Source organism: Clostridium yunnanense (genome assembly GCF_016595795.1).
Taxonomy (GTDB): domain Bacteria; phylum Bacillota; class Clostridia; order Clostridiales; family Clostridiaceae; genus Clostridium_AR; species Clostridium_AR yunnanense.
In genome coordinates this window covers 117,799-139,763 of the sequence record NZ_JAENHN010000023.1, presented here as the reverse complement: position 1 = coordinate 139,763, position 21,965 = coordinate 117,799, and the positions used below count along the sequence as shown (strand labels likewise).

Genomic DNA, 21,965 nt, shown 5'->3' with positions numbered 1-21,965 from the left:
TCCTATTTTAATTTTCAATAAAATACATACTCATTTAATCGCACTAACTAAAATTATTCTTTTGTCTACAAATAAATCTTTTTTATTTAATCATGGCATTAATCAAATCAGTGTATTCATTCAATGCATGGATTTTTAGAGGATAGAGGTGATGTAAAAATTATTTTTCCACATGCCATTGGAATACACCATAAAATATAAAGCTTTACAAGATTAATGAAATATATAAACAAGGTCTATTAGAAAACGTTTTCTAAATAATATAATTAGGAGGTATTCTTTATGTTTAAAAAACTTTTATTAGCATTCTCTATGTTAGCTATGCTTATTTGTCCACTATCTACCGTTAAAGTCTTAGCAGCTGACTTTACCAACGGCGTAGATGTATCAGGAACTACTGCTACTATATGGCTAAAATCTTCTGTAAATACTACTTGGGTTGATGCTCATTACATGGTAAATTCTGGAGCTCAACAAAATCTAAGAACAACTTACAACAGCTCTTCGGGTAGATATGAACAAAAAGTTACTGTAGCACCTGGCGATGTTATTAAGTATTCATTTACATATAACAACGGCACAGCTGCTTATGATACAACTTGGTTCACCTATACAGTAGGTTCAACCACCCCAACTAACCCTACTACTGCAGCTGTATTTTACCAAGATATAAACTACGGTGGAACTTCAGTATCTTTACAACCTGGAAACTACACATTGGCACAAATGAAAGCTGCTGGAATTCAAGACAATTGGATGACTTCACTTAAAGTACCTAGTGGCTGGACAGTTGAGGCATATGATGGCGATAACTTTACTGGCACAAAATGGACCTTTACTGCAAGCTCATCATGGATTGGTGATTCTGCTAACGATAAAATGACTTCAGTTAAAATCTACATCGGCTCACCTACAAATCCTACAACACCACCACTTAAGTCTGGTTTCGTTACTTTACAAGTAAACAATCAAACAAATGGTAAGTACTCAAACGATCAAGTTTATTGGGCTATAGTTGGACAAGACCCAATAACTAAAAAGTTTGTTCATTTAGACTTAAACGGAAACCTTATTCCTATGCAAGTTTCAGACAATGATGCTGCTGGACATTTAACAAAAACAACTCCAGATGGTACTTTTAATTACCCAAATTATTTCTATAAAGCTAGTCAACAAAGCTATGCTTATGTTCCAAAGATCATTGGAGCAAGAATGTATGTAAGCTATGGACAACCTCTATATATGAGAGTTAATCAAGCAGCTGATGGATTAATCGGTTATGCTGGTCCAAACTTAGCTAACACTTCAGATCCTAACACTGGAATCATGTTTGAATGGGCTGAATTTGCATGGACTTCAGATGGTTTCTGGATAAATACAACAAGAGTTGACCAATTCTGCTATTCATACAATATACAGTTGGTAGGAAACAATGGATATAACAGAATAGGTGGAGATATAGGTACACGTGACCAATTAATCGCTGACTACCAAAACTCAGTACCTACTGAATTCAAATCATTAGTTAAAGCTGGAGATAGAATTTATGCTCCTGCTCAAGGACTAGGTACTTTCACTGCAGACAGAGCTAACGCTCATTATTTTGACAGCTATATCAATGAAGTTTATAACTACTACACAACTCATGAATTAGTATTTAAATGCGATCGTGGAACTTATAGCGGTCATGTAGTAGGTAGTGACTTTGTGTTCAAAAAAGATAACGGAGCATATAACCTTTATGTTCATGGAAAACCAACTACACAAGAAGTTTTACTAGGAAACGGAATATTGGATGGCGGAAATGATGATGAAAAAGCTATCAAAACTCAACTTTGTGCAGCCTTCAACAGACATGTAATGCTTGACCCTGCACATTGGTCTGATTCAAACTACTTCTATAAAGCTGGCCCTGCAAACTACTTTGCAAAATTCTGGCATGATCATTCATATGAAAACAGAGCCTATGGCTTCTGCTATGATGACGCTTTTGACTACAGCAGTACATTAAATACTCCAGACCCTAAGTATGCAATAATCAATGTAGGCTGGTAATAACTAAAAAACTATTAACTCAGTATATTAAGAATATACTAAATAAATAATAAAAAGGATGCCGCATCAGTATTTTTTACTACTAATGTGGCATCTCTTTTCTTATTAATTACTATAAATTAATTTATAGTAAACTTTCTAATTTTTAAACATGCCAATAATTTTTGATATTACCAATATAACATTTACTACTACCAGTAAAACCATTACTATTTGGCCATTCTTTTTAGTTATGATTACTTTATCACCGTCACTATCTCTATTCTTTCTATATTTATAGTAAAGGTACATAAGTAGAATCCATTCTATTATAAGACATATCCATTGTATATCTCCACTTAATTCTATTAACATATCATTATCTCCAATCTTATTCTCCATCATATATGGATGTACCACTTCATATTAAAATTTATTATTTTAAAATTAGACCTCAAAGCTTAACCATACTTCCATGATCCCATCTAATTCTTTATTTAATTCTTCTTTTCTCAAATAAAGCTTATTGAGTTCATCATAGTGTACGCCTGAGCTACTCATCTCTAAATCAATATCATTTATTTCTTTTTCAAGGCTTTCAAGCTTTCTTAGAGTTTTCTCTTTTTCAACTTCTCTTTTCTTGTTTTCATCTATACTTCTTACTTTCTTTGGCTTCTCTGTTTTTACCACCACTTCTTCAACCGTCTGTTGCTTAAACTTCTCCCTTTCAGTTTTATAATAATCGTAATTTCCTAGATAGCTCTTAAATCCATTATTCTCAACAGAAATTACTCTTTCGCCAATTTTGTTTATGAAATATCTATCATGAGATATAAAGAATATAGTTCCTTTAAACTCTTCCAAAGCCTCTTCAAAGGTTTCTATAGAATCAATATCAAGATGATTAGTTGGTTCATCCAATATAAGAAGATTTATATCTTCATAAAGCAGTTTAGCAAGCTTTAACCTAATTTTTTCACCACCAGATAAATGTTTTACCTTTTTAAATACACTACTGCCATAGAACATAAACTTAGAGAGATATTCTCTTGCTTTACCCTCTAGTATATAGATATCCTCCCTAAAGCATTCAAGTATTGTTATCTCTTCATTTTCAAAAATAATGTTTTGAGGTAGGTAGGCTGCCATCACACTAGCACCCAGTTCTACCTTCCCACAATCCGCTAACTCTTCTCCGAGTAGCAGCTTTAGGAAAGTAGTTTTTCCGCATCCATTAGGTCCTATAAGCGCTACTCTTTCACCATAGTTAATAAGCAACTCTGCATTATTAAAAATCACCTTGTCTTCATAACTCTTATATAGTTTTTCAGCCTTTATAGTTTCGTTACCTGATCTTCCAGTTGCCTTAAAGCTTAATTTCATATTTTGCTTATCAAACACTGGCTTATCAATTTTCTCTAGCTTATCCAGTCTTTTTTGTATGCTTTCAGCTCTTCTGAAGAATTTGTTATTATCAGCCCTCATCGCCCAGTCTCTCAAATCCTTCACTTGCTTTTCCATAGCATTTATCTGTTTTTGCTGTTCTTTAAACTGCTCAAATTGTACTCTCATATTCTCTTCTTTTTGTCTTACATAGGATGAATAATTACCCTTGTAGGTCATGGATTCCATATCTTCAATCTCTACAATCTTATTTACTACATTATCTAAAAAATACCTATCATGAGAGACAATTATTACAATTCCCTTATATCCATTAAGATAGCCTTCTAGCCATTCAATAGAATCCATATCTAAATGATTTGTGGGCTCATCTAAAAGCAGTATATCTGGGTTATCTATTAGAAGCTTTCCGAGTACAACCGTAGTTTTCTCTCCACCACTCAATAAACTAAAATCCTTGTTTAAGAAACTTTCATTTAATTTTAACCCTGTGCATACTTTTCCTAGCTTTTCTTCTATCTCATATCCACCTTTTACTTCAAACTGCTGCACTAAAGTACTATATTTTCTCAATGCTCTTTCAAGCTCGTCATCACTGAGACCCTTCATATCTTCCTCTAACTTACGCATTTTTCCCTCTATATCATGAACTTCTTGAAAAGCTAAATTTAACACATCAATAACCTTCAAGCCATCTGCATATTGAGGTATTTGCTCAAGGTATGCAACGGTAGCTTCTCTTGGTAAATTGATAAAACCTTCATCATATCCGTAACTTGAAGTTTGAGGATAACCTGGATAGTAGTTCATTTGTTCTATGCCTGCTATTAACTTTAAGATAGTACTCTTTCCACTTCCATTTGCTCCTACTATGCCAACCTTTTCACCTGAATAAACTTCAAAGGTTATATTTTCAGTCACTTGAGTAGCTTCCATATATTTTTTTACACCATTTAACGATAATTCAAACATAAATATTCCTTCTTTCATCTATAATCTAGATTACTCTTTCTATGAATAGGCATATACAATATCTCTTCTTTAGCACAACCGAAACTAAAAAGAGCTATTATTACAAAAGCTATATTTTACTAAACACTAAAAAGGACTGTAAGAAGATTAATCTTCTTACAGTCCGAAATTTGCTTTTATTATAATTTATCTAGATTAGATTCATATTCAGTTCATAGCTATACTAGTTTTTCAAGATATAAATCCAAAACTTTCACCATAAAAACAGCTATGACCATCAATACATATGATAAGCAAAATAATATTCATATCAGATCAATATCATCACAAACATTATCTTATTAAGCTTAACTATCTAATCATCAACTTCCTAAGGAAGTCTATATAAATATTCCAAAACATTATTGAAATACTAAACAAATAAATTAAAATATCTATTTCAGTAAAGTAAGTTACCTTCCAAATGCCTTATTCCATAAAGAGTATAACAACAAAACCTAATAATAATTAGGCAAATTAAAACTCGTTACAAAATAACTATTAATTTTTAATTAAATTAATATTAGCAATTAGCTGGTGTCATAACTTACTTTCCCCTTTCAATAACTTTTTCTTTATAATATCATAACTTGTAATTTATGTAAACATAAAAGAATCAAATTTATTACTAATCTATATCCATCTTATCATTTCATATAAGCAACTGAAAAATTTTCAAAATGCTCAATATTATAGCCTCTGTCTGCATAATCTTTAAACTCGTTGTTATTGATGATGTATACTTTCTCAGGATTTAATTCTGATTTATTTATTCCAAAATGAAGATTTCCGCAAGAAGAAACACTTAAAAAGGCTGCCGGATAATTTTTATACTTAACAGTTTTTACGTATTCATCTGTAGGAAATTTTGAGTAAAAAAGTACTTTTGGATAAAGTATACCATCTGTTACATAAACTTGCGCATCATCAAATTTCATTGCAAAACCCACTGCATCTTCTAATCCCCTCTGAAAACTGACTGAAATATCTTTATTATAGTCAGTTACATAATTATTAAAAAATGAAACAAAGCTAACCGAATATATGAAAGCTATAGCAAAAACAATTTTCTTATTTATCTTTTCACTGAAGAAACTAATACCAAGTGTTAAACAAATGAGAATAGGAATATGTATAGAGTTCACTCTATTTACGTTCACTGAAACTAAGCATCCTAGTACAGTTGCAGCTAAGAGCTGAATTAATATAAACATCTCCATGCTATGCATCCCAGACTTTATCTTAGTAAATATCTTCACAACTAAATAGATTAGTCCAATAAAAATCAATGGCATACTAAATTTATAATACAAACCAAACTTATCTATTTCATTCCATAAAAGACCATCTGATTGTTTTCCCACAACTCCATACAAAGTCTTCATATTGTCAGATATGTTCTTGAGAGATACTTCTCCCCCCCTATAATAAACCATTCTAGGAATAGAAATAAACGGTGTTTTAATTTCATTAATTAGTCCCTTATTCACCATAATAAATAATAAAAGCGGTATTGCAAATACAATTAGTATTACTAACGAAATCATCAAATACCTGTTTACTCGTGGCCTATTACTATAGCAATAATAAACTATGCTTATCATAATAATCAAAGCTGTTACTGTCCAAATGGCTGCATAAGTATATAATCCAAGCCCATAAAATAATGCAGACAGAATCATATACTTATTATTTTCTATTCCAAGTATAAAGAAATATAGTCCGAATAAAAGAAATCCTGGTGCTAGATTGGATTCTAACCCCCAACGAGTCATCATGATATGCCAAGGTGAAATTGTTAATATAAATAAACCAATCAAAGCTGTCTTCTCTCCAAAAACCTTCTTTAAAAGAAGATAAAATACTGGAAGTGAAGCACACCCTACCAATACCTGCGGTAATCTGATTACCCAGGTTTCAAGTCCAAACAACATAATAAATGGGATCATGAGGTAACTATTTAAGACATTCATCCCACTGCCCCAAGAAACAAAGTAGACAGGTAAATGATATCCACTTGAATCTATTCCATAACGCAATAATGAATAGGCTTCATATCCTGCAAATGCCTCATCCTGATTAATACCACCAGGCACAATTCCAAGATAAATTATTCTAACTACTATTCCTATTACAATTAGAGATACTACTTTCCAATTTTCTTTTAAAAACTTTAATAAACACTTCATATAATAACTCCTTAATCAACGTATACCATAATTGTACACGAGAGTAAACAGAATACGCAATCATTGATTTTAAGCCATTGCCAATATATTGAGTGAATTATCGCATTTTATAACCTTTCTTAGTAATTTCCATATAATAAACTTTTTCCCATGGTAAAATCAACACTCAACTATAGTTTTTATAAATTAATCTGAAAAAGAAAATTATCCAAAGGACCACTCATTAATACTTATTTCACCTCTCCCTAAAGGCCTTACTCCATCGGATACACATTCTTCTACATCATCCGCTACTCCATCATAGCTAACTATTTCGTCAACATTATCCTCTTTTGAATTGCCCTTTTTCCTCCTTTTATTACCACCTGCCATCTTCTTATTTTTCAGGGTTTTAGAATTATACTCTAATAAAGTGCCGCTGCCAGTATTATCATTTCTACTACCGTTAACCGTATCAAGATCTTTATTACTAATTTTTATAATTTGCCCATTAGCATTTTTATCATTTTCTATATTACTCTTAGAAGTTATATTTGCAGTTTGTTCATTTAAAAAAGAAGTAGAGTTTTTCACTTCAATGGCTTCATTCTTAGATACTTCTTTTTTCTTCACTTTAATATTTTGATGCTTAGCAAAATTTTTCACTACAAATATCTTTTCACTGGTTACCTCAATCATCTCAAGTTCAATAAACACATCCAATGCCAGCTTAATTTGAGATGCATCCCTATTAAACTCTATTGCTAAAGTCTCTATTGTATATGGAATGTTCTTTGAAAGAAACATATCTCCTTCTAGATTAACTTTTCCCGCAAGCAATACCAACCTATTCCATATATAATGGATTACATCTCTTTCTGGTTTCATATCTATTATTTTAAATTTAGTATCCTCATACATATCAACTCTGAACTTTACATATTTTCTTTCTCTCATAAATCTCATTCTCCTTAAAGTTTTATTTTTCTATATTTTTAGTTGCTTTGTTATGTCTTCTAAAAAGTATATATGCTCTAAAAGATGATATTACAGTGTTATTTAAAATTTTTTTATAAATAAACCCGCTAAATGCTTCTAAAAGCACTTAACGGGTTTATTTATAAAACTCCTTAACACTTAACAGTTATTTCTAATACTAAAATAACTAATTTTATATTTTACTTAAATAGCTTTTACACCTATATATACTAATGTTGAACTATTTGAACCTCTATACCGTTTGGATCATCTACAAAGAAAAACTTAGTTGATGGATTAGGTGAAATCGGACCTCTCTTTATTGGAATATCTTTGTCTTTTAATAGTTCCATAGCCTTATCAAGTGATTCAACTTGAAATCCAATAGAGATCCCTTCCTTGAATCCAAAAGCTTTCTGATTTTTATCATATATCAATTCAACTTTTGGTCCATCAGTTTCCCCAAGCATCGCAATTTGCATTTCTTCTCCTGCGTTAAATCTCTCTGCAATTTTTAATCCAATTATCTCATTATAGAATTTAAGAGATTCCTCCATATCTTTTACATATAATGTTACCCAACAAAAATTCATAATTTACTACCTCCTGAAAAATCATTTTATATTATCATACATCTGATTTAAAAGCCTTTTCATCTCTTCAACTTTGGGTGTTTCTATTCCTTTTGTTGATTCCTCCAATAACTGCTCAACCCTAGGAATTAATTCATCCTTTAATGCCAGCCCACGATCAGTCAAAAAGATTTGAAAGGCCCTCTTATCTAATGGATGAGGCTTTCTAACAATCAATTCTTTTGTTTGCAACTTTTCAAGAATACGATTAGTGTTTGGCTTATCTTTAAAGATTATATCTGCCAATTCCTTAGGAGTGACACCTTCTTGCACCCATAAACAATTAAGTACGGACCATTGCTCTGGTGTCACATCATATTCCTTTAGTCTCTGAAACAGTTCATTTTTAAATTTTGTATTCACCCTATTTAGAATAAATCCCAGGGAATCTTCTAAATTAAATTTCATAATCATCACCACCTTGGTTGTCACAACAACTATATTGTAATGCTATAAAATTTATCAGTCAAGCTTAACAATCCTTAATACTAGAACTGTTTAAGAAGGTTTGCCATTTCAATTGCTGTAACTGCTGCATCGTATCCCTTATTTCCTGCCTTTGTTCCTGCTCTCTCTATGGCCTGCTCAATTGTATCAGTGGTTACTACACCGAATATTACCGGAACTTCTGTTTCCAAAGATACGCTTGCAATCCCCTTTGATACTTCACCTGCTACATAATCAAAGTGAGGTGTCGCCCCTCTTATTACCGCTCCAAGACAGATAACTGCATCATACTTATTTGATTTAGCCATTTTCTTTGCTGCAAGTGGAATCTCAAATGCGCCTGGGACCCATGCTACTTCAATTTCATTTTCTTCTACACCATGTCGCTTTAAAGCGTCAAAAGCCCCCCCTAAAAGTTTTCCTCCAATAAATTCATTAAATCTACCTACTACAATACCAAACCTTAATCCTTCTGCTACTAACTTTCCTTCATACATTTTCATTTTTAACTCCTCCATTTTTAATCTTATTTACTAAATTTATAAGCTCTTAATTTTTATAAATCTATTATTTAACTTAGTTGTTTTCACCGAAATCCAATATATGCCCTAACTTTTCCTTTTTAGTTTTTAAGTAATACTCATTCTTTTCATTGTGATTCATTTGTATCGATACTCTACTCACAATTTCTATCCCATAACCTATAAGCCCTGAAACTTTCTTTGGGTTATTGGTCATTAGTTTTACTTTTTGTACCCCAAGGTCTGAAAGAATCTGAGCTCCAATACCGTAGTCTCTCAAATCCTCTGGAAATCCCAACGCAAGATTTGCTTCTACAGTATCCATCCCAGAATCTTGTAATGCATAAGCTTTGATCTTATTTATAAGTCCTATACCTCTACCTTCCTGTCTCATATAAAGGAGTATTCCTCGAGCTTCCTTTTCTATTTCTTTCATAGCTACAGCAAACTGCTCCCCACAATCACATCTTAAAGATCCAAAGGCATCACCAGTGAGACATTCCGAGTGAACTCTTATAAGAACTGGCTCCTCACCTGAAATATCACCTTTTACTAAAGCAACATGATGTTCACCATTTAAAGTATTTTCATATCCTACCATCTTAAACTCACCATATTTTGTAGGTAGCATTGCCTCTGTTACTCTATTTACATATGAATCATTTTTTCTTCTATAAGCGATGAGATCAGCAATTGTTATTATCTTAAGATTATGTTCTTTTACATATTCCATAAGCTGTGGAAGCCTAGCCATAGTTCCATCTTCATTCATTATTTCGCATATAACACCAGCAGGACAAAAACCTGCCATTCTTGCTAAATCTACAGCTGCCTCTGTATGCCCCGCTCTTTTTAATACTCCACCCTCTTTAGCTTCTAGTGGAAACATATGACCTGGTCTCTTAAAATCCATCTCTGACGAACTTGGATCAATAACCTTGAGCACTGTGTCAGCTCTCTCATAAGCTGATATTCCTGTAGATGTTTCGGCAGCATCTATTGATACAGTAAAGGCTGTTTCGTGGGAATCTGTATTTTTCTCCACCATAGGAAGAATGTTAAGTTTCCTCAATCTCTCTCCAGTAACAGGCATACAGATAAGGCCTCTACCAAACCTCGCCATAAAGTTTATAGCCTCTGGTGTTACCTTCTCTGCCGCTATAATAAGATCTCCTTCATTTTCTCTGTCCTCGTCATCAACTACAACAATCATTTTTCCTGCTTTGATATCTTCAATAGCTTCTTCAATTGAATTAAATTTCATCGCTTTCCAATCCTCCTTTAATATTTATGCAAATCCATTTTCACTTAAAAAATTAAAATCTATATCCTTTTTTACTGATACCTGCTCTTTAGCACCAAGAAACTTTTCAATATATTTTCCTATCATATCGCACTCAAGGTTTACCTCGTCCCCAATTTTCTTACGAAGCAAGGTAGTCATGTCCTTAGTGTGGGGAATAATAGAAACCTTAAATATCGAATCATCTACATATGCCACTGTAAGACTTACTCCATCTATTGTAATAGAGCCTTTTTGGACAACATATCTTAGAATTTCTGATGAAGCACCAACTGTAATCCATACTGCGTTGTCTTCCCCCTGGTAATCTTCTATAATTCCAATTCCGTCAATGTGACCACTTACAATATGACCTCCCAGTCTGTCTCCTACCTTTAAAGCTCTTTCAAGATTAATTTCGTCACCAGGAGAAAGCTTTCCTAGATTACTTCGTCTCATTGTCTCTGCCATTGCATCTATTGTGAACCTAGAACTGTCAAAAGAAGTTACAGTAAGGCATACTCCATTGGTACAGATACTGTCACCTAACTTTACTCCCTGTAAAACAGTTTTAGCTTTAATAGTTATCCTTGCGGATTTTTCTGATTTAAGAACTGACTCTACTCTACCTATTTCTTCTACCAATCCAGTGAACATTAAAAGCTAAACCTCCTTTTTAATATATCCTTCTATCATCATGTCATCTCCAAGCCTGTAAATATCTATGTTATTAAGTTTTATTGCCTCACCCATATATGCTTTTCCCCTACCACCTACCGGGGTCTTTGCCTCATTTCCTCCAATAATTTTAGGAGCTATAAAAGCATTTACTTTATCTACAACCCCTTCCTCTAGAGCCGAATAATTCAATTCACTGCCACCTTCAAGAAGAACACTGTCAACCTTCCTCACTCCAAGCTCCTTCATCAACAAGGGTAAATCTACTCTTCCATTTTTAGAAGGTGTAATTATAATTTCAGCACCCTTTTCCTCCAGTGCCTTTAGCTTGCTTTTATCAGCTTTTTCAGTAGTTGCTATAATAGTTTTCTTGTCTGATTTTAGGTTTAGAACTTTTGCTTCAAGTGGTATACTTGCACTACTGTCTATGATTATTCTTATTGGGTCATTTCCTGTTCCATCTTCTAATCGCGTGGTTAAAGCTGGGTCGTCTGCAAGCACTGTACCTATTCCTACAACTATACCTGCCACCCTATGTCTAAGTTCATGTACATATTTTCTAGAAAGTTCTCCGGTAATCCACTTAGAAGCATTTGTATAAGTAGCTATCTTACCATCAAGAGTCATTGCAGTTTTCATCGTGCAGAAGGGGCGATTTGTGCTTATATATTTAATAAATACTTCATTTAGCTTTCTTCCTTCCTCTTCAAGGATTCCAGTGATTACTTCTATACCAGCCTCTTTAATAATCTTTATTCCTCTCCCAGATACTAGCGGGTTAGGATCTTCCATTCCTATAATTACTTTCTTTATTCCCTTTTCCACTATTGCCTTGGCACAAGGTGGGGTCTTACCATAGTGAGAGCAAGGTTCAAGAGTAACATACATAGTTGCACCTTTAACATCCTCTGTAGAATTTAAAAAGGCGTTAACCTCCGCATGATGACCTCCATAAACCTCATGATATCCCTCACCGATCACTCTGCCATCTTTTACTATCACTGCACCTACCAGCGGATTAGGATTGGTGTATCCTATCCCCTTTTTCGCCAGTTCAAGCGCTCTTTGCATGTACTTAATATCCATACCATCACTCCAATCAATTACTTAAAAATGAAAAAGGGTCGCTGAAGTAATTTTCTTCAGCGACCCTTTAATGCATCTATATATGGAAGAACCGACAGGTGAATAAACTTTATTTTTTACTGTATAGCACAAAAAACTTATAAAGCTATTGAAATATATAGACTTAGCTAAGTTAAAAACTTTATACTAAGCTTGCTTAGCACAGAATTTATATGCTTTCATATACATTAAAAAAGCCCTGAGAAAATAATTCTCAGGGCGCTAAAAATCCACAAAATATCTTGATTATAAATACTATAGTAAAAACCATAGAACTATGCATCAAGAGTATACTACTCATCTTCTTCCATCCAGACTTTACTGTCGGCCTCGGAGTTTCACCGAATCAACCTTACGGTTCGCGGGCTATACCGCCGGTAGGGAATTACACCCTGCCCTGAAGATATATTTAATTTTTACAGCCTAACTTTATCATAATGAAATAAATATGTCAATATAGCTATTTTATTCTTACTTCATCATTATAATCCATTATCAACTATTAATAACCAAGCATTTTATAAGTATCACAAGTCAAGGATTCTTATACCGAAACTTAAGTTATACTTGTTCGATAATCCCGTCTTCTGGGCATTATCTGGCAGGTATAACTTAATAGTTTAGTCAGGAATCCTATAAGAATAACATAAGTAACATTGAAACTTATAAGCTTTAAAAGCCTTCAAGAATTTTAGTTTATACTTAATATAAAGATAATTTATAATTTTTTATAACTCCTCATTGCAAAAATATAAGCAACAACTGTTATTGCTAAACACCAAGCTAGCGCAACCCATATATCATTTCCTACTGGTTTATTTGCTAATAAATTACGAATAGCTTCTACTATAGGAGTTACAGGCTGATTTTCTGCAAAGGCACGCACTGCTGAAGGCATAGTATCTGTTGGTACAAATGCAGAACTAATAAACGGCAAGAAGATTATTGGGTAAGAGAATGCCCCTGCACCATCTGGTGTTTTTGCAGCAAGTCCTGCAATTACAGCAATCCAGGTCAAAGCAAGTGTAAATATCCCAAGGATCCCAAATACAGATAACCATTCTAAGATTCCTGCTGAAGATCGGAAGCCGATTAATAACGCAACAAGTATAATCACTACTATAGAAATTCCATTGGAAATTAATGAGGTTAATACATGTCCCCACAATACTGTAGAACGAGCGATAGGCATAGAATGAAAACGTTCGAAGATACCATGTTCTTTATCTATAAATAAACGATAAGCTACATATGCAATCCCACTACCAATAGTCATTAGCATAATACCTGGTAATAGATAATCAACATAATTTTCTGTACCAGTTTTAATTGCACCGCCAAATACATATACGAATAATAACATCATGGCAATTGGCGTAATACATACTGTGATGATTGTATCCATACTTCTAAAAATATGACGCATAGAACGTCCAAACATGACGCTTATATCTTTTAAAAAATATTTATTTGTTGATTCCATTTATTTTTCCTCTCCTTTACCAATGATTGTTAGGAATATTTCTTCTAAGGTAGGCTGTTTTTCAACATATTCAACCTTTGCAGGCGGAAATAATTTCTTCAATCCCTCTAGTGTATCTAAAGCAATTATTTTTCCACCATGAAGAATAGCAATTTTATCTGCAAGTTGTTCTGCTTCCTCTAAGTATTGAGTTGTTAAGAATACTGTAGTTCCTCTAGCCGATAACTCTTTTACAATCTTCCAGACCTCTAAACGGGCCTCTGGATCAAGTCCTGTTGTTGGCTCATCTAAGAAAATAATTTTTGGATTTCCCACAAGACTCATTGCAATATCAATTCTTCTTTTCATGCCTCCTGAGTAAGTCCCCACCCTGCGGTCTGCTGCCTCTGACATACCAAAACGATTAATCAATTCATCTGCTACTTGTTTTGGATTTTTAAGATGCCTTAGTTTTGCTATCATTTGAAGATTTTCACGTCCAGTCAAAACTTCATCAATAGCAGCAAACTGCCCAGTAAGACTGATAGAATTTCTAATGTCTCTCGGACTTTTTTCAATATCAAAGCCATTTATTACGACACTTCCAGCATCTGCTTTAAGTAAAGTAGCCATAATTCTAATCATTGTTGTTTTTCCTGCTCCATTTGACCCTAGTAATGCAAAGATACCTCCTTGTTCTATTTCTAAATCTATTCCTCTGAGTACTTCTACACTTTTGTAAGACTTTTTTACACCTTTAAGCTGTATGATATTTTTTTTCAATTTATTTTCCTCCTCTACAATTACAGTAAAAAGAGCCGATAACTGTGATTTCACTCACATGTTATCGGCTCTGCGTCTTAGCGTCTGGCTCTTTAATAACTGATACCTTAAGTTTCCTTACATTTATTATTGTTTCCTGCTTACACTTAGGACAAAATAGGGGGAAGTTTTCAAGCACTGTATCAGCACCTATCTTAACCCTTGTTTTGTTTCCACATACCGGGCATAATATCCACTGGTATTCACACATTTTATCATCCCCTTATTTGATGTTTTTGTTGATCAATATAACTTTAGGTCCTGTTTAAGAATATTGTTGTAATTAATTGGTTGTACATTAGATACTATAAACATTACGCTACTTTCAATTTACTTTGTTTTATCCGTAACCTTTTTCATGGCCTTGCTAACTTTTTGGTCAACAGATTCTTGGTAGATGTCAGCGTAAGTTTTTGAGTCTTTAATTAGCTCGTCACAGAAAGCCGCTACATCACTACCAGTCACTTCTAACACACCTTTTCCTAAGGACGCACCTTCTTCAAAAAGATCAATAATACCAGAGAGTAACCCTATTCCATCAGTTAGTTCAACAGGTCCTACCTTAAAAAGATATTTTTGAATTTCTTTATAAACGATCTGATAATCTTTAGGTAGTGCTTTGACACGAGCCACATGTGCTTTCCATTCCTTTTTGCCTTCAATTATATCTTGTATTCTCATTTTATCCTCCTATTTACCTAACTTTTTAGCGATATTATTGTTGAGTTGCTCGCGCCACTTGTCACGATAAGACTTTGCCCCTTCTTCTCCAACTAACGCTGAACAGAAGCCTTTGATATCCTCACCTAAAACCTCTTGTATACTCTGACCGTCCGCAGCAGTTTCTTCTAGCAGACCAAGTACACCATCAAGAATTGGCATGAGGTTACGACCGGTAAAATCTGAGTGCTGCCAAAGATTAGTCTTGATTTTTTCCCATGCAGCTTGATAATCCTCAGGTAGCACTTTCGCTCGTGCTTCAAAATTTTTAAATTCTTTAGTCATATCGCTTCCCGTAATCTTCTCCCAAAAATTCATTATTTCCTCTCCTTTAACTCATTGATTTTTGATGATACAAACTCCCACTTTTCCCAAAACTTCTTCAATTCCTCACGTCCTGCATCATTGAGGGTGAAAAACTTTCGCGGAGGTCCCATATCAGATGGTTTTTTCGTAGTTTCTACTAGTTTATTCTTTTCTAGCCTAACCAATATTGTATAGACTGTACCGTCTACGATATCGGAAAATCCCAGTGCATTGAGCCTCTTAGTAATCTCGTAACCATATATCTCCTCATAGCTGATTATCTCAAGAACACAGCCTTCTAGTACACCCTTTAACATTTCTGTTATATTATCCAAATATATCACCTCTTCACTATCTAGTATTACTGGTATTCAGTATTACTTACTACTACTATATAGTATCACGTAGTAGTGATAGAGTCAATATAATATTTTTTATTTTTATCAGTGGCATTTAAAATAATATAGTTGATTTATATTAAAGAATTCTCAGAATTACTTAGACTATACTCTTTGTAAAGGACATTAAAAAATACCCTGTAAAGTAGTATATTTTAATATCTACTTTACAGGGTACGTTTTATATATTTATAGTCTTTTTAGTAAATCACCATTGAACTTTCTCAAGGATAAAATGTCCTTAAGTTTTTTAGTTTATTATATTAATCTCAAATTTTAACTCTTTTTAGACTCATCCGATATCCTAACATCTAAAATATCCAAAGCAAAAATAACTAAAGGTATTCCTAGCAACAACCCCCATGTGCCCATTAATTCCTCTCCAAGAATTAGTATTATAAATATAAAAGGTACTGGTAAGGAGGTCCTATCAGACATTAATTTAGGATTTAATATATAACTCTCTAAACTATGTAATAGAACAATCATTATAATAACAGATACTAATTTGATTATGCCACCAATATTAAATGCTATTAAAGAAAGTGGTATTAAAGATATTATAACACCAGCAACTGGTATAAAACTTAATACAAATATCATAAAACCTAAGCCTATTAGTTGTGGAAATCCCATAATCCATAAAGCTATTGTAGAAAGAATAGAGTTTACTAAAGCTATTAAAATTTGAGCTTGTATTACCTTTCCAAAAGAGTTTAAGAAGTTTGTACCAAAATACTCAAGACGATTATAAATTTTAGATACCTTACTAGTCTTAAATTTGCGTAAGAACTTCTTCACTCTTTCTATATCTAAAATGAAAATCATACTTAATATTAATGAAATAAATAAATTAAAACTTCCTTGCAATAAACTTTTACCTGTAACAACCAAAGTATTCATAAAAGTCTCATATGATTTTGATATGTCGATCTGCTTAGTTAAAATTTCTATATATTCAGACCACTGATCAGGAATGTTAATTTTCGATACTTCTCCATATATAACCTGAACTTCTTTTATAATTTCGGGAATATATCTATAAATAATAAATCCTATTAATCCAACAATAACAACATATAAAACAACTATTACTACTGTTCTTGGCAAATGTGATTTATCTACAATATATTTTTGTAAGTTGTACATTAGATAAGAAAATATAAATGTAAAAATAACTACATTAAATAAATTTCTCATAAGGTATATTATTAAAGCTATAAGTATGAATTCAGCACTAGTTCTTATTACGCTTTTCCAAAATTCTTCTTTTTCTGCTTCCATACAAAAGATCCTCCTCTTTAGGCAATAATACTTATTTTAAATATCAGTAATCTACACATGTACTGCTACATATTTTTTTGTTTTTAAGTTCTATTCTAGAAAGTTTGTTTTAAACTAACTATTTCAAACTAAATCTTTTTTAACTTAAGTTTTGATATCATCAGATAAGCAAGAATTACCGTTAAAATGCTAAATAAAATTATAGCTATATTATTAGTAGGTACAAACAAAGAAAATACTGAAACAATAAACCCCGCAAGTGTTATTGGTATTCCAGTAAAAGTACCATCAAATTCACTCACATTATATTTAGCCAGTCTATAGCAACCACATATTACATAAGTTAGTACGAGAATAACTCCTATAACACTAAAAGCTTGAGTAGGGAAAATATATTTAACAAATAGTAATATGGCTGGAGCAACTCCAAATGAAATTAAATCTGCCAAAGAATCTAACTCTTTTCCTAGTTCACTATGCACATTTAAAAATCTTGCAATCCTGCCATCATATCTATCAACAAAAGCTGCTAATATTATAAATATGGCTGCACCTAAAAAGTTTTTATTTAAAACTTCAATTATTGAAATAACCCCGAATGATAAATTCATAAACGTTAATATATTTGGTATATACTTTTTCAACATATATCTACTCCTCTTGTTTAGATTGATAATTACATATTTTATTAATTTCTTTAACCTGTGATAATCTACTTATTAGCTTGTCTTTATAAATTATTACGAGTACAAATAATACTAAAGCTACAAGTGAAATTATTACCGTTGATATATAGTTTCCATAATGAATATTAGAGCCTATACTAACGGAAGCTAAGAGCCAAGGGAATCTACTAACAAGTAAAATCCCAAAAAATTTTGCTGGTTTAATTGGTGTTAAGCCTGCAATATATATTAAGAAGTCTTTTGGTAGCCCAGGTATAATAAAAAAGATAAATAAAGTAATAGAGAATTTTTTGCTGTCCATAATATCTAACATCCATTGAGAATTTTTCTTTTTAATAAGCTTTTCTATAAATGAACCTCCTATTAATCTTGTGAAATAAAAAGCTATAATAGATCCAAGTAACATTCCTAGTACTGTATATAATAATCCTAGAGGTGTACCGTATATATATCCACCAGCAACTTGAATTACTTCACCAGGAATAGGTGCAATAACAGTTTGTAGTATTTGAAAAGAAATGAATATTATAACTCCAAATCTACCAGTTGAAATTATATATTCTCTGAATTTATCAAGTGATATAGTAATTTCAATTAGGTATGGTAAATATTTAATAGTTAATACAACTGCTAATACTCCCAATACTGCCAGTAGTATTTTGCTTAATAATACAACTTTTGTTCTATGCATAATTTGCTCCTTTCTTTGATGAATCTAATGATTAATAGTCTATCTATAACATCTTAAGAATTGTACATGTCAAATCTTAAGAATTCTTAAGTCATCTTAATCTTATAGCTTTAAGATGGAGTGCATTATATACTAATAGCAAGCGGAGGTGATTAATAAATATTATGAAAAATATATTAATTGCAGATGATAATGATGAGATAAGAGAAATAGTTCGAGTTTTATTGGAGAGTGAAGGTTACAATGTAATAGAGGCAGTAGATGGTGAAGACGCTATAAACAAAGTTGATGACAGCATAGATCTAATAATACTGGATATCGTAATGCCTAAAAAAACAGGCTTTAAAGCCTGTATAGAAATTCGAGAAAAGACAAGTGCGCCTATTTTATTTCTAACCGCAAAATCTCAAGATTCAGATAAATATATGGCCTTTTCTGCTGGAAGTGATGATTATCTCTCAAAACCATTTTCATATACTGAATTGGTATCAAGAGTTAAGGCGTTGCTTAGAAGATACTATGTGTATAAGGGAAAAGAAACAATCGATGTGACAGATTTAATTACTATTAATGGATTGAAAATAAGTACAACGTCAAATGAAGTTTCAATAGATGAACAAGAAATTATTTTAACGGAAATCGAGTACAATATTCTTTTATTAATGTCTCAAAATCGTAAAAAGATTTTTTCAGCCCAAAATTTATATGAAAGTATCTGGAATGAACCATATTTTTATTCTTGTAACAATACAGTTATGGTTCATATAAGAAATTTAAGAAGTAAATTAGAGCTAGATCCGCAGAATCCTAAATATATAAAAACAGTTTGGGGAAAGGGGTACAGGATTGAATAGGAAGTTTTTGTCTACTAAATTAGAAGTTAAATTAATAGCATCACTAATATTTTCATTTATTATATCTGTGTTTATATTTCTTTTAACACAAACACTAGGAGATAAGTTATTAAACAATTACTTTGACAAAACTTCCTTTCTAGCAAATCAAAAAATACAGGCTATATCAGAATTTAAAACCTATGTATTAGATAATAATTTATCAATAAATGATTATGATAAGTTAAAAAGCTGGAATCGTAAAAATAAGTATGTGAATCTTTTTATTTATAAAGACAATAATTTAGTTTATTACCCTGATAAAAATAATGAATTGACCAGTTATGAGCAATATAAAGAGAAACCAATTTTCCCAAGTAATGCTCTTGTTGATATATCGTTTACTGATGCTAATGCAAAGATATATATGGAATGCTTTTTTGAATACAAGTATTACTATATTTCAATTTTCTTTGGAGTAGCTATATCACTATTTTGTTTTATAATTCTTATATTATTTTTTATTAACAAAAAAATAACTTATATTGGACTGCTTGAAAATGAAATAAAAATATTGGAGGGCGGAGATTTAACATATCCGATTACTATAGGAAGCAATGATGAACTTTCCTCACTAGCTCAAAGTATTAATGATATGAGAAAATCCTTTATTGAAAGATTAGAGAACGAAGATGAAGCAAAACTCGCAAATAGTGAATTGATTACAGCATTGTCACATGATTTAAGAACTCCACTAACAGCTTTAGTCGGTTATTTGGACATAATTGAATATAAGAAATATAAAACGGATGAGGCTTTCAATCAGTATATACATAATAGCAGAGAAAAAGCTTATCAAATTAAATATCTATCTGATAAACTATTCGAATATTTTACAGTCTTTAACACTCGTGATAGTTTAGAATTTGAAGTTTTCAATGGAAATGAACTTCTAGAACAGTTGATTCAAGAACAAATTTTTATGTTGGATAACAAAGGTTTTCAATTCGATATCACCTCTAGTGATACACCTTTTTCTCTTGAAATAAATTTAATATCAATGAGAAGAGTTTTTGATAACATTTTTTCTAATATCTCCAAACATGCTGATAGTTCTAAGGTAATTAAAGTAAATTACTATGTTAAAAATAAAGAATTATTTATTACAGTAGAAAACAAAATAAATAATATAAAATCAGCAGATAGCACAGGCATAGGTCTAAAGACCTGCAAAAAGATTATAGAAAGCCATAAAGGCAACATCTGTATCTCAAAAACTGGAGACACATTTTTAGTTATAATAACTTTAAACATACACATATGAAAAAGTAGGTATGATACTATCAAGAAAAACTTCTAGTTCTACAGAAGAAATTAGCGTTAGTTTATCAAAAATAAGCAATATAATAAATAAAACAAGTTGGATTAACTCATATATAAAAAAAGTATGTTGAAAAGTTTAAAATATAGTAAATTCAGTGTCTTAGAAATTAATTTAAATTATCTAAGACACTTTTAATTTCTATAGAAGATTTTGCTAGAAAACTCCGCATTTATAGCAGATTAAATAAAACGCAAAATATTATTAAGACATTGATGGATTCAATCAAATATCTTCAACCATTATTTCTATTTTAACACAGTACTGATCTTCATCTTTAACTGAAAGTTCATTTAGAGGATATTCCTCATAGGAATTACTACAAATGCGCAAATTATTTTCTTTTATAAATTTGTATAATTCTTCATAAAGGATATGAGACTCTCCATAAGCACATCTTCCATAATAGACCACATACTTACCTTGAGGTTTATACGAATTATAATCATTTAAAGTTCTAAAATAATATTGAATAGACTGTAAGTTTTTTTCAGACTCACCGTCTTCTTTACTAATGATAGCACCAAGGGGATACCCTATATTAATTCCATTTTCATATGCATAATTATAAAAAGATATAGCAGAATCTTCTGAGTACTCATCAAGCGGAGCCTTTGAAACTGTATTACTTAAAAAGATTGGCTGTTTATTTTTATATTCAATATTTATACTACCTTCCTCGTATTTCATAGCTTCCTCAGCCATATCCACATAAAGTTGCATAACCTCTAGTATACGTTTAAGCTTTTTTATCTCACTTAATATATGTTTTTTTTGAGAACTAAATAAAGCAAACATCTCTTCAGGAGTTCGTATATCTATATATCTTTTTATTTCTTCAATTCCAATGCCAATTTCTCTAAGAGAACTAATTAAATATGCTGTTGTTAATTGATTCCTAGCATAGTAGCGATATCCATTATCGCCACGAAACTCTGGTGATAATAATCCAACTTGGTCATAATATCTTAAGTTTTCACGCTTGATACCAGTCAAAAAAGAGAATTTATTAATTGTCATATAAGATTTATCTTTCATAATGTCCTCCTAAACTATAGATAATACATTGACATTAAAGTTACTTTAACCTTTATAATATCAA

23 protein-coding genes and 1 riboswitch are annotated in these 21,965 nt (G+C 31.8%); of the genes, 3 read left to right on the top strand and 20 right to left on the bottom strand.

Translation table 11 applies throughout. The features are described from left to right. The first annotated feature begins 282 nt into the window (after positions 1-282). Positions 283-2,055 carry a glycoside hydrolase family 64 protein gene (locus tag JHL18_RS07090; RefSeq protein WP_200267532.1) on the top strand — a complete coding sequence of 591 codons (1,773 nt, stop codon included), beginning with the start codon at positions 283-285 and terminating at the stop codon, positions 2,053-2,055. Between the two features lie 138 nt (positions 2,056-2,193). Here the strand turns inward: JHL18_RS07090 and JHL18_RS07085 are convergent, their stop codons facing one another. The 19 genes from JHL18_RS07085 to JHL18_RS06995 form a co-directional block, all read right to left on the bottom strand. Continuing rightward, positions 2,194-2,436, bottom strand: a complete 243-nt coding sequence (locus JHL18_RS07085; protein WP_207752979.1) for a hypothetical protein — start codon at positions 2,434-2,436, stop codon at positions 2,194-2,196. A 45-nt stretch (positions 2,437-2,481) separates the two neighbouring features. Then, positions 2,482-4,410 carry a ribosomal protection-like ABC-F family protein gene (abc-f, locus tag JHL18_RS07080; RefSeq protein WP_200267528.1) on the bottom strand — a complete coding sequence of 643 codons (1,929 nt, stop codon included), beginning with the start codon at positions 4,408-4,410 and terminating at the stop codon, positions 2,482-2,484. A gap of 686 nt (positions 4,411-5,096) precedes the next feature. Next, entirely contained in the window at positions 5,097-6,638 is a 1,542-nt protein-coding gene (locus JHL18_RS07075) for a glycosyltransferase family 39 protein (RefSeq protein WP_200267526.1), read from the bottom strand. A gap of 204 nt (positions 6,639-6,842) precedes the next feature. After that, positions 6,843-7,574 carry a phage replisome organizer N-terminal domain-containing protein gene (locus JHL18_RS07070; RefSeq protein ID WP_200267524.1) on the bottom strand — a complete coding sequence of 244 codons (732 nt, stop codon included), beginning with the start codon at positions 7,572-7,574 and terminating at the stop codon, positions 6,843-6,845. Positions 7,575-7,825: 251 nt separating this feature from the next. Then, positions 7,826-8,188, bottom strand: a complete 363-nt coding sequence (locus JHL18_RS07065) for a VOC family protein (RefSeq protein ID WP_200267522.1) — start codon at positions 8,186-8,188, stop codon at positions 7,826-7,828. Between the two features lie 21 nt (positions 8,189-8,209). After that, positions 8,210-8,635, bottom strand: coding sequence for a MarR family winged helix-turn-helix transcriptional regulator (locus JHL18_RS07060; protein WP_200267520.1), 426 nt, complete (start codon positions 8,633-8,635; stop codon positions 8,210-8,212). An 80-nt stretch (positions 8,636-8,715) separates the two neighbouring features. Then, positions 8,716-9,177 carry a 6,7-dimethyl-8-ribityllumazine synthase gene (gene ribH, locus JHL18_RS07055; protein ID WP_200267518.1) on the bottom strand — a complete coding sequence of 154 codons (462 nt, stop codon included), beginning with the start codon at positions 9,175-9,177 and terminating at the stop codon, positions 8,716-8,718. Between the two features lie 73 nt (positions 9,178-9,250). Beyond that, positions 9,251-10,459, bottom strand: coding sequence for a bifunctional 3,4-dihydroxy-2-butanone-4-phosphate synthase/GTP cyclohydrolase II (locus tag JHL18_RS07050; protein WP_200267516.1), 1,209 nt, complete (start codon positions 10,457-10,459; stop codon positions 9,251-9,253). Between the two features lie 24 nt (positions 10,460-10,483). Next, on the bottom strand, positions 10,484-11,134 hold the full coding sequence (locus JHL18_RS07045; protein WP_200267514.1) for a riboflavin synthase: 651 nt from the start codon (positions 11,132-11,134) through the stop codon (positions 10,484-10,486). Between the two features lie 6 nt (positions 11,135-11,140). Further along, on the bottom strand, positions 11,141-12,241 hold the full coding sequence (gene ribD, locus JHL18_RS07040) for a bifunctional diaminohydroxyphosphoribosylaminopyrimidine deaminase/5-amino-6-(5-phosphoribosylamino)uracil reductase RibD (protein ID WP_200267513.1): 1,101 nt from the start codon (positions 12,239-12,241) through the stop codon (positions 11,141-11,143). Positions 12,242-12,575: 334 nt separating this feature from the next. Next, positions 12,576-12,689: riboswitch (FMN riboswitch) on the bottom strand. 309 nt (positions 12,690-12,998) lie between these two features. After that, positions 12,999-13,763 carry an ABC transporter permease gene (locus JHL18_RS07035; RefSeq protein WP_200267511.1) on the bottom strand — a complete coding sequence of 255 codons (765 nt, stop codon included), beginning with the start codon at positions 13,761-13,763 and terminating at the stop codon, positions 12,999-13,001. After that, positions 13,764-14,525, bottom strand: coding sequence for an ABC transporter ATP-binding protein (locus JHL18_RS07030; protein ID WP_200267509.1), 762 nt, complete (start codon positions 14,523-14,525; stop codon positions 13,764-13,766). Between the two features lie 61 nt (positions 14,526-14,586). Then, on the bottom strand, positions 14,587-14,775 hold the full coding sequence (locus JHL18_RS07025; protein WP_200267507.1) for a cysteine-rich KTR domain-containing protein: 189 nt from the start codon (positions 14,773-14,775) through the stop codon (positions 14,587-14,589). A 119-nt stretch (positions 14,776-14,894) separates the two neighbouring features. Further along, the gene (locus JHL18_RS07020; RefSeq protein WP_200267505.1) at positions 14,895-15,245 is read right to left on the bottom strand and encodes a DUF1048 domain-containing protein; all 351 of its coding nucleotides are present in this window, start codon (positions 15,243-15,245) and stop codon (positions 14,895-14,897) included. Positions 15,246-15,254: 9 nt separating this feature from the next. Next, positions 15,255-15,602, bottom strand: a complete 348-nt coding sequence (locus tag JHL18_RS07015) for a DUF1048 domain-containing protein (RefSeq protein WP_200267503.1) — start codon at positions 15,600-15,602, stop codon at positions 15,255-15,257. Then, positions 15,602-15,925, bottom strand: coding sequence for a PadR family transcriptional regulator (locus JHL18_RS07010; protein ID WP_200267501.1), 324 nt, complete (start codon positions 15,923-15,925; stop codon positions 15,602-15,604). The genes JHL18_RS07015 and JHL18_RS07010 overlap by 1 nt, the downstream gene beginning before the upstream one ends. Before the next feature lie 339 nt (positions 15,926-16,264). Continuing rightward, on the bottom strand, positions 16,265-17,272 hold the full coding sequence (locus JHL18_RS07005; protein WP_200267499.1) for an AI-2E family transporter: 1,008 nt from the start codon (positions 17,270-17,272) through the stop codon (positions 16,265-16,267). A gap of 128 nt (positions 17,273-17,400) precedes the next feature. Continuing rightward, the gene (pssA, locus tag JHL18_RS07000; protein ID WP_200267498.1) at positions 17,401-17,919 is read right to left on the bottom strand and encodes a CDP-diacylglycerol--serine O-phosphatidyltransferase; all 519 of its coding nucleotides are present in this window, start codon (positions 17,917-17,919) and stop codon (positions 17,401-17,403) included. A gap of 4 nt (positions 17,920-17,923) precedes the next feature. Continuing rightward, complete coding sequence (locus JHL18_RS06995) at positions 17,924-18,649, bottom strand: TVP38/TMEM64 family protein (protein ID WP_200267497.1); 726 nt, start codon at positions 18,647-18,649, stop codon at positions 17,924-17,926. Between the two features lie 164 nt (positions 18,650-18,813). On the opposite strand from JHL18_RS06995, the gene JHL18_RS06990 reads away from it, so the two are divergent. Further along, on the top strand, positions 18,814-19,503 hold the full coding sequence (locus tag JHL18_RS06990) for a response regulator transcription factor (protein ID WP_200267496.1): 690 nt from the start codon (positions 18,814-18,816) through the stop codon (positions 19,501-19,503). Continuing rightward, a complete protein-coding gene (locus JHL18_RS06985; RefSeq protein ID WP_200267495.1) occupies positions 19,496-20,806 on the top strand; it encodes a sensor histidine kinase in 1,311 nt (436 codons plus the stop codon). Before JHL18_RS06990 ends, JHL18_RS06985 begins: the two co-directional genes overlap by 8 nt. Before the next feature lie 282 nt (positions 20,807-21,088). Here JHL18_RS06985 and JHL18_RS06980 read toward each other — a convergent pair whose 3' ends face one another. Further along, positions 21,089-21,901 (bottom strand): MerR family transcriptional regulator, encoded by an 813-nt coding sequence (locus JHL18_RS06980; protein WP_200267494.1) that lies wholly within the window; start codon positions 21,899-21,901, stop codon positions 21,089-21,091. Positions 21,902-21,965 lie beyond the last annotated feature (64 nt).

What these genes read in the sequence shown, in the direction of transcription:
- JHL18_RS07090 (WP_200267532.1), top strand. Translation starts at nt 283, where the DNA reads ATGTTTAAAAAACTTTTATTAGCATTCTCTATGTTAGCTATGCTTATT.
- JHL18_RS07085 (WP_207752979.1), bottom strand. Translation starts at nt 2,436, where the DNA reads ATGGAGAATAAGATTGGAGATAATGATATGTTAATAGAATTAAGTGGA.
- abc-f (WP_200267528.1), bottom strand. Translation starts at nt 4,410, where the DNA reads ATGTTTGAATTATCGTTAAATGGTGTAAAAAAATATATGGAAGCTACT.
- JHL18_RS07075 (WP_200267526.1), bottom strand. Translation starts at nt 6,638, where the DNA reads ATGAAGTGTTTATTAAAGTTTTTAAAAGAAAATTGGAAAGTAGTATCT.
- JHL18_RS07070 (WP_200267524.1), bottom strand. Translation starts at nt 7,574, where the DNA reads ATGAGAGAAAGAAAATATGTAAAGTTCAGAGTTGATATGTATGAGGAT.
- JHL18_RS07065 (WP_200267522.1), bottom strand. Translation starts at nt 8,188, where the DNA reads ATGAATTTTTGTTGGGTAACATTATATGTAAAAGATATGGAGGAATCT.
- JHL18_RS07060 (WP_200267520.1), bottom strand. Translation starts at nt 8,635, where the DNA reads ATGAAATTTAATTTAGAAGATTCCCTGGGATTTATTCTAAATAGGGTG.
- ribH (WP_200267518.1), bottom strand. Translation starts at nt 9,177, where the DNA reads ATGAAAATGTATGAAGGAAAGTTAGTAGCAGAAGGATTAAGGTTTGGT.
- JHL18_RS07050 (WP_200267516.1), bottom strand. Translation starts at nt 10,459, where the DNA reads ATGAAATTTAATTCAATTGAAGAAGCTATTGAAGATATCAAAGCAGGA.
- JHL18_RS07045 (WP_200267514.1), bottom strand. Translation starts at nt 11,134, where the DNA reads ATGTTCACTGGATTGGTAGAAGAAATAGGTAGAGTAGAGTCAGTTCTT.
- ribD (WP_200267513.1), bottom strand. Translation starts at nt 12,241, where the DNA reads ATGGATATTAAGTACATGCAAAGAGCGCTTGAACTGGCGAAAAAGGGG.
- JHL18_RS07035 (WP_200267511.1), bottom strand. Translation starts at nt 13,763, where the DNA reads ATGGAATCAACAAATAAATATTTTTTAAAAGATATAAGCGTCATGTTT.
- JHL18_RS07025 (WP_200267507.1), bottom strand. Translation starts at nt 14,775, where the DNA reads ATGTGTGAATACCAGTGGATATTATGCCCGGTATGTGGAAACAAAACA.
- JHL18_RS07020 (WP_200267505.1), bottom strand. Translation starts at nt 15,245, where the DNA reads ATGAGAATACAAGATATAATTGAAGGCAAAAAGGAATGGAAAGCACAT.
- JHL18_RS07015 (WP_200267503.1), bottom strand. Translation starts at nt 15,602, where the DNA reads ATGAATTTTTGGGAGAAGATTACGGGAAGCGATATGACTAAAGAATTT.
- JHL18_RS07005 (WP_200267499.1), bottom strand. Translation starts at nt 17,272, where the DNA reads ATGGAAGCAGAAAAAGAAGAATTTTGGAAAAGCGTAATAAGAACTAGT.
- pssA (WP_200267498.1), bottom strand. Translation starts at nt 17,919, where the DNA reads ATGTTGAAAAAGTATATACCAAATATATTAACGTTTATGAATTTATCA.
- JHL18_RS06995 (WP_200267497.1), bottom strand. Translation starts at nt 18,649, where the DNA reads ATGCATAGAACAAAAGTTGTATTATTAAGCAAAATACTACTGGCAGTA.
- JHL18_RS06990 (WP_200267496.1), top strand. Translation starts at nt 18,814, where the DNA reads ATGAAAAATATATTAATTGCAGATGATAATGATGAGATAAGAGAAATA.
- JHL18_RS06980 (WP_200267494.1), bottom strand. Translation starts at nt 21,901, where the DNA reads ATGAAAGATAAATCTTATATGACAATTAATAAATTCTCTTTTTTGACT.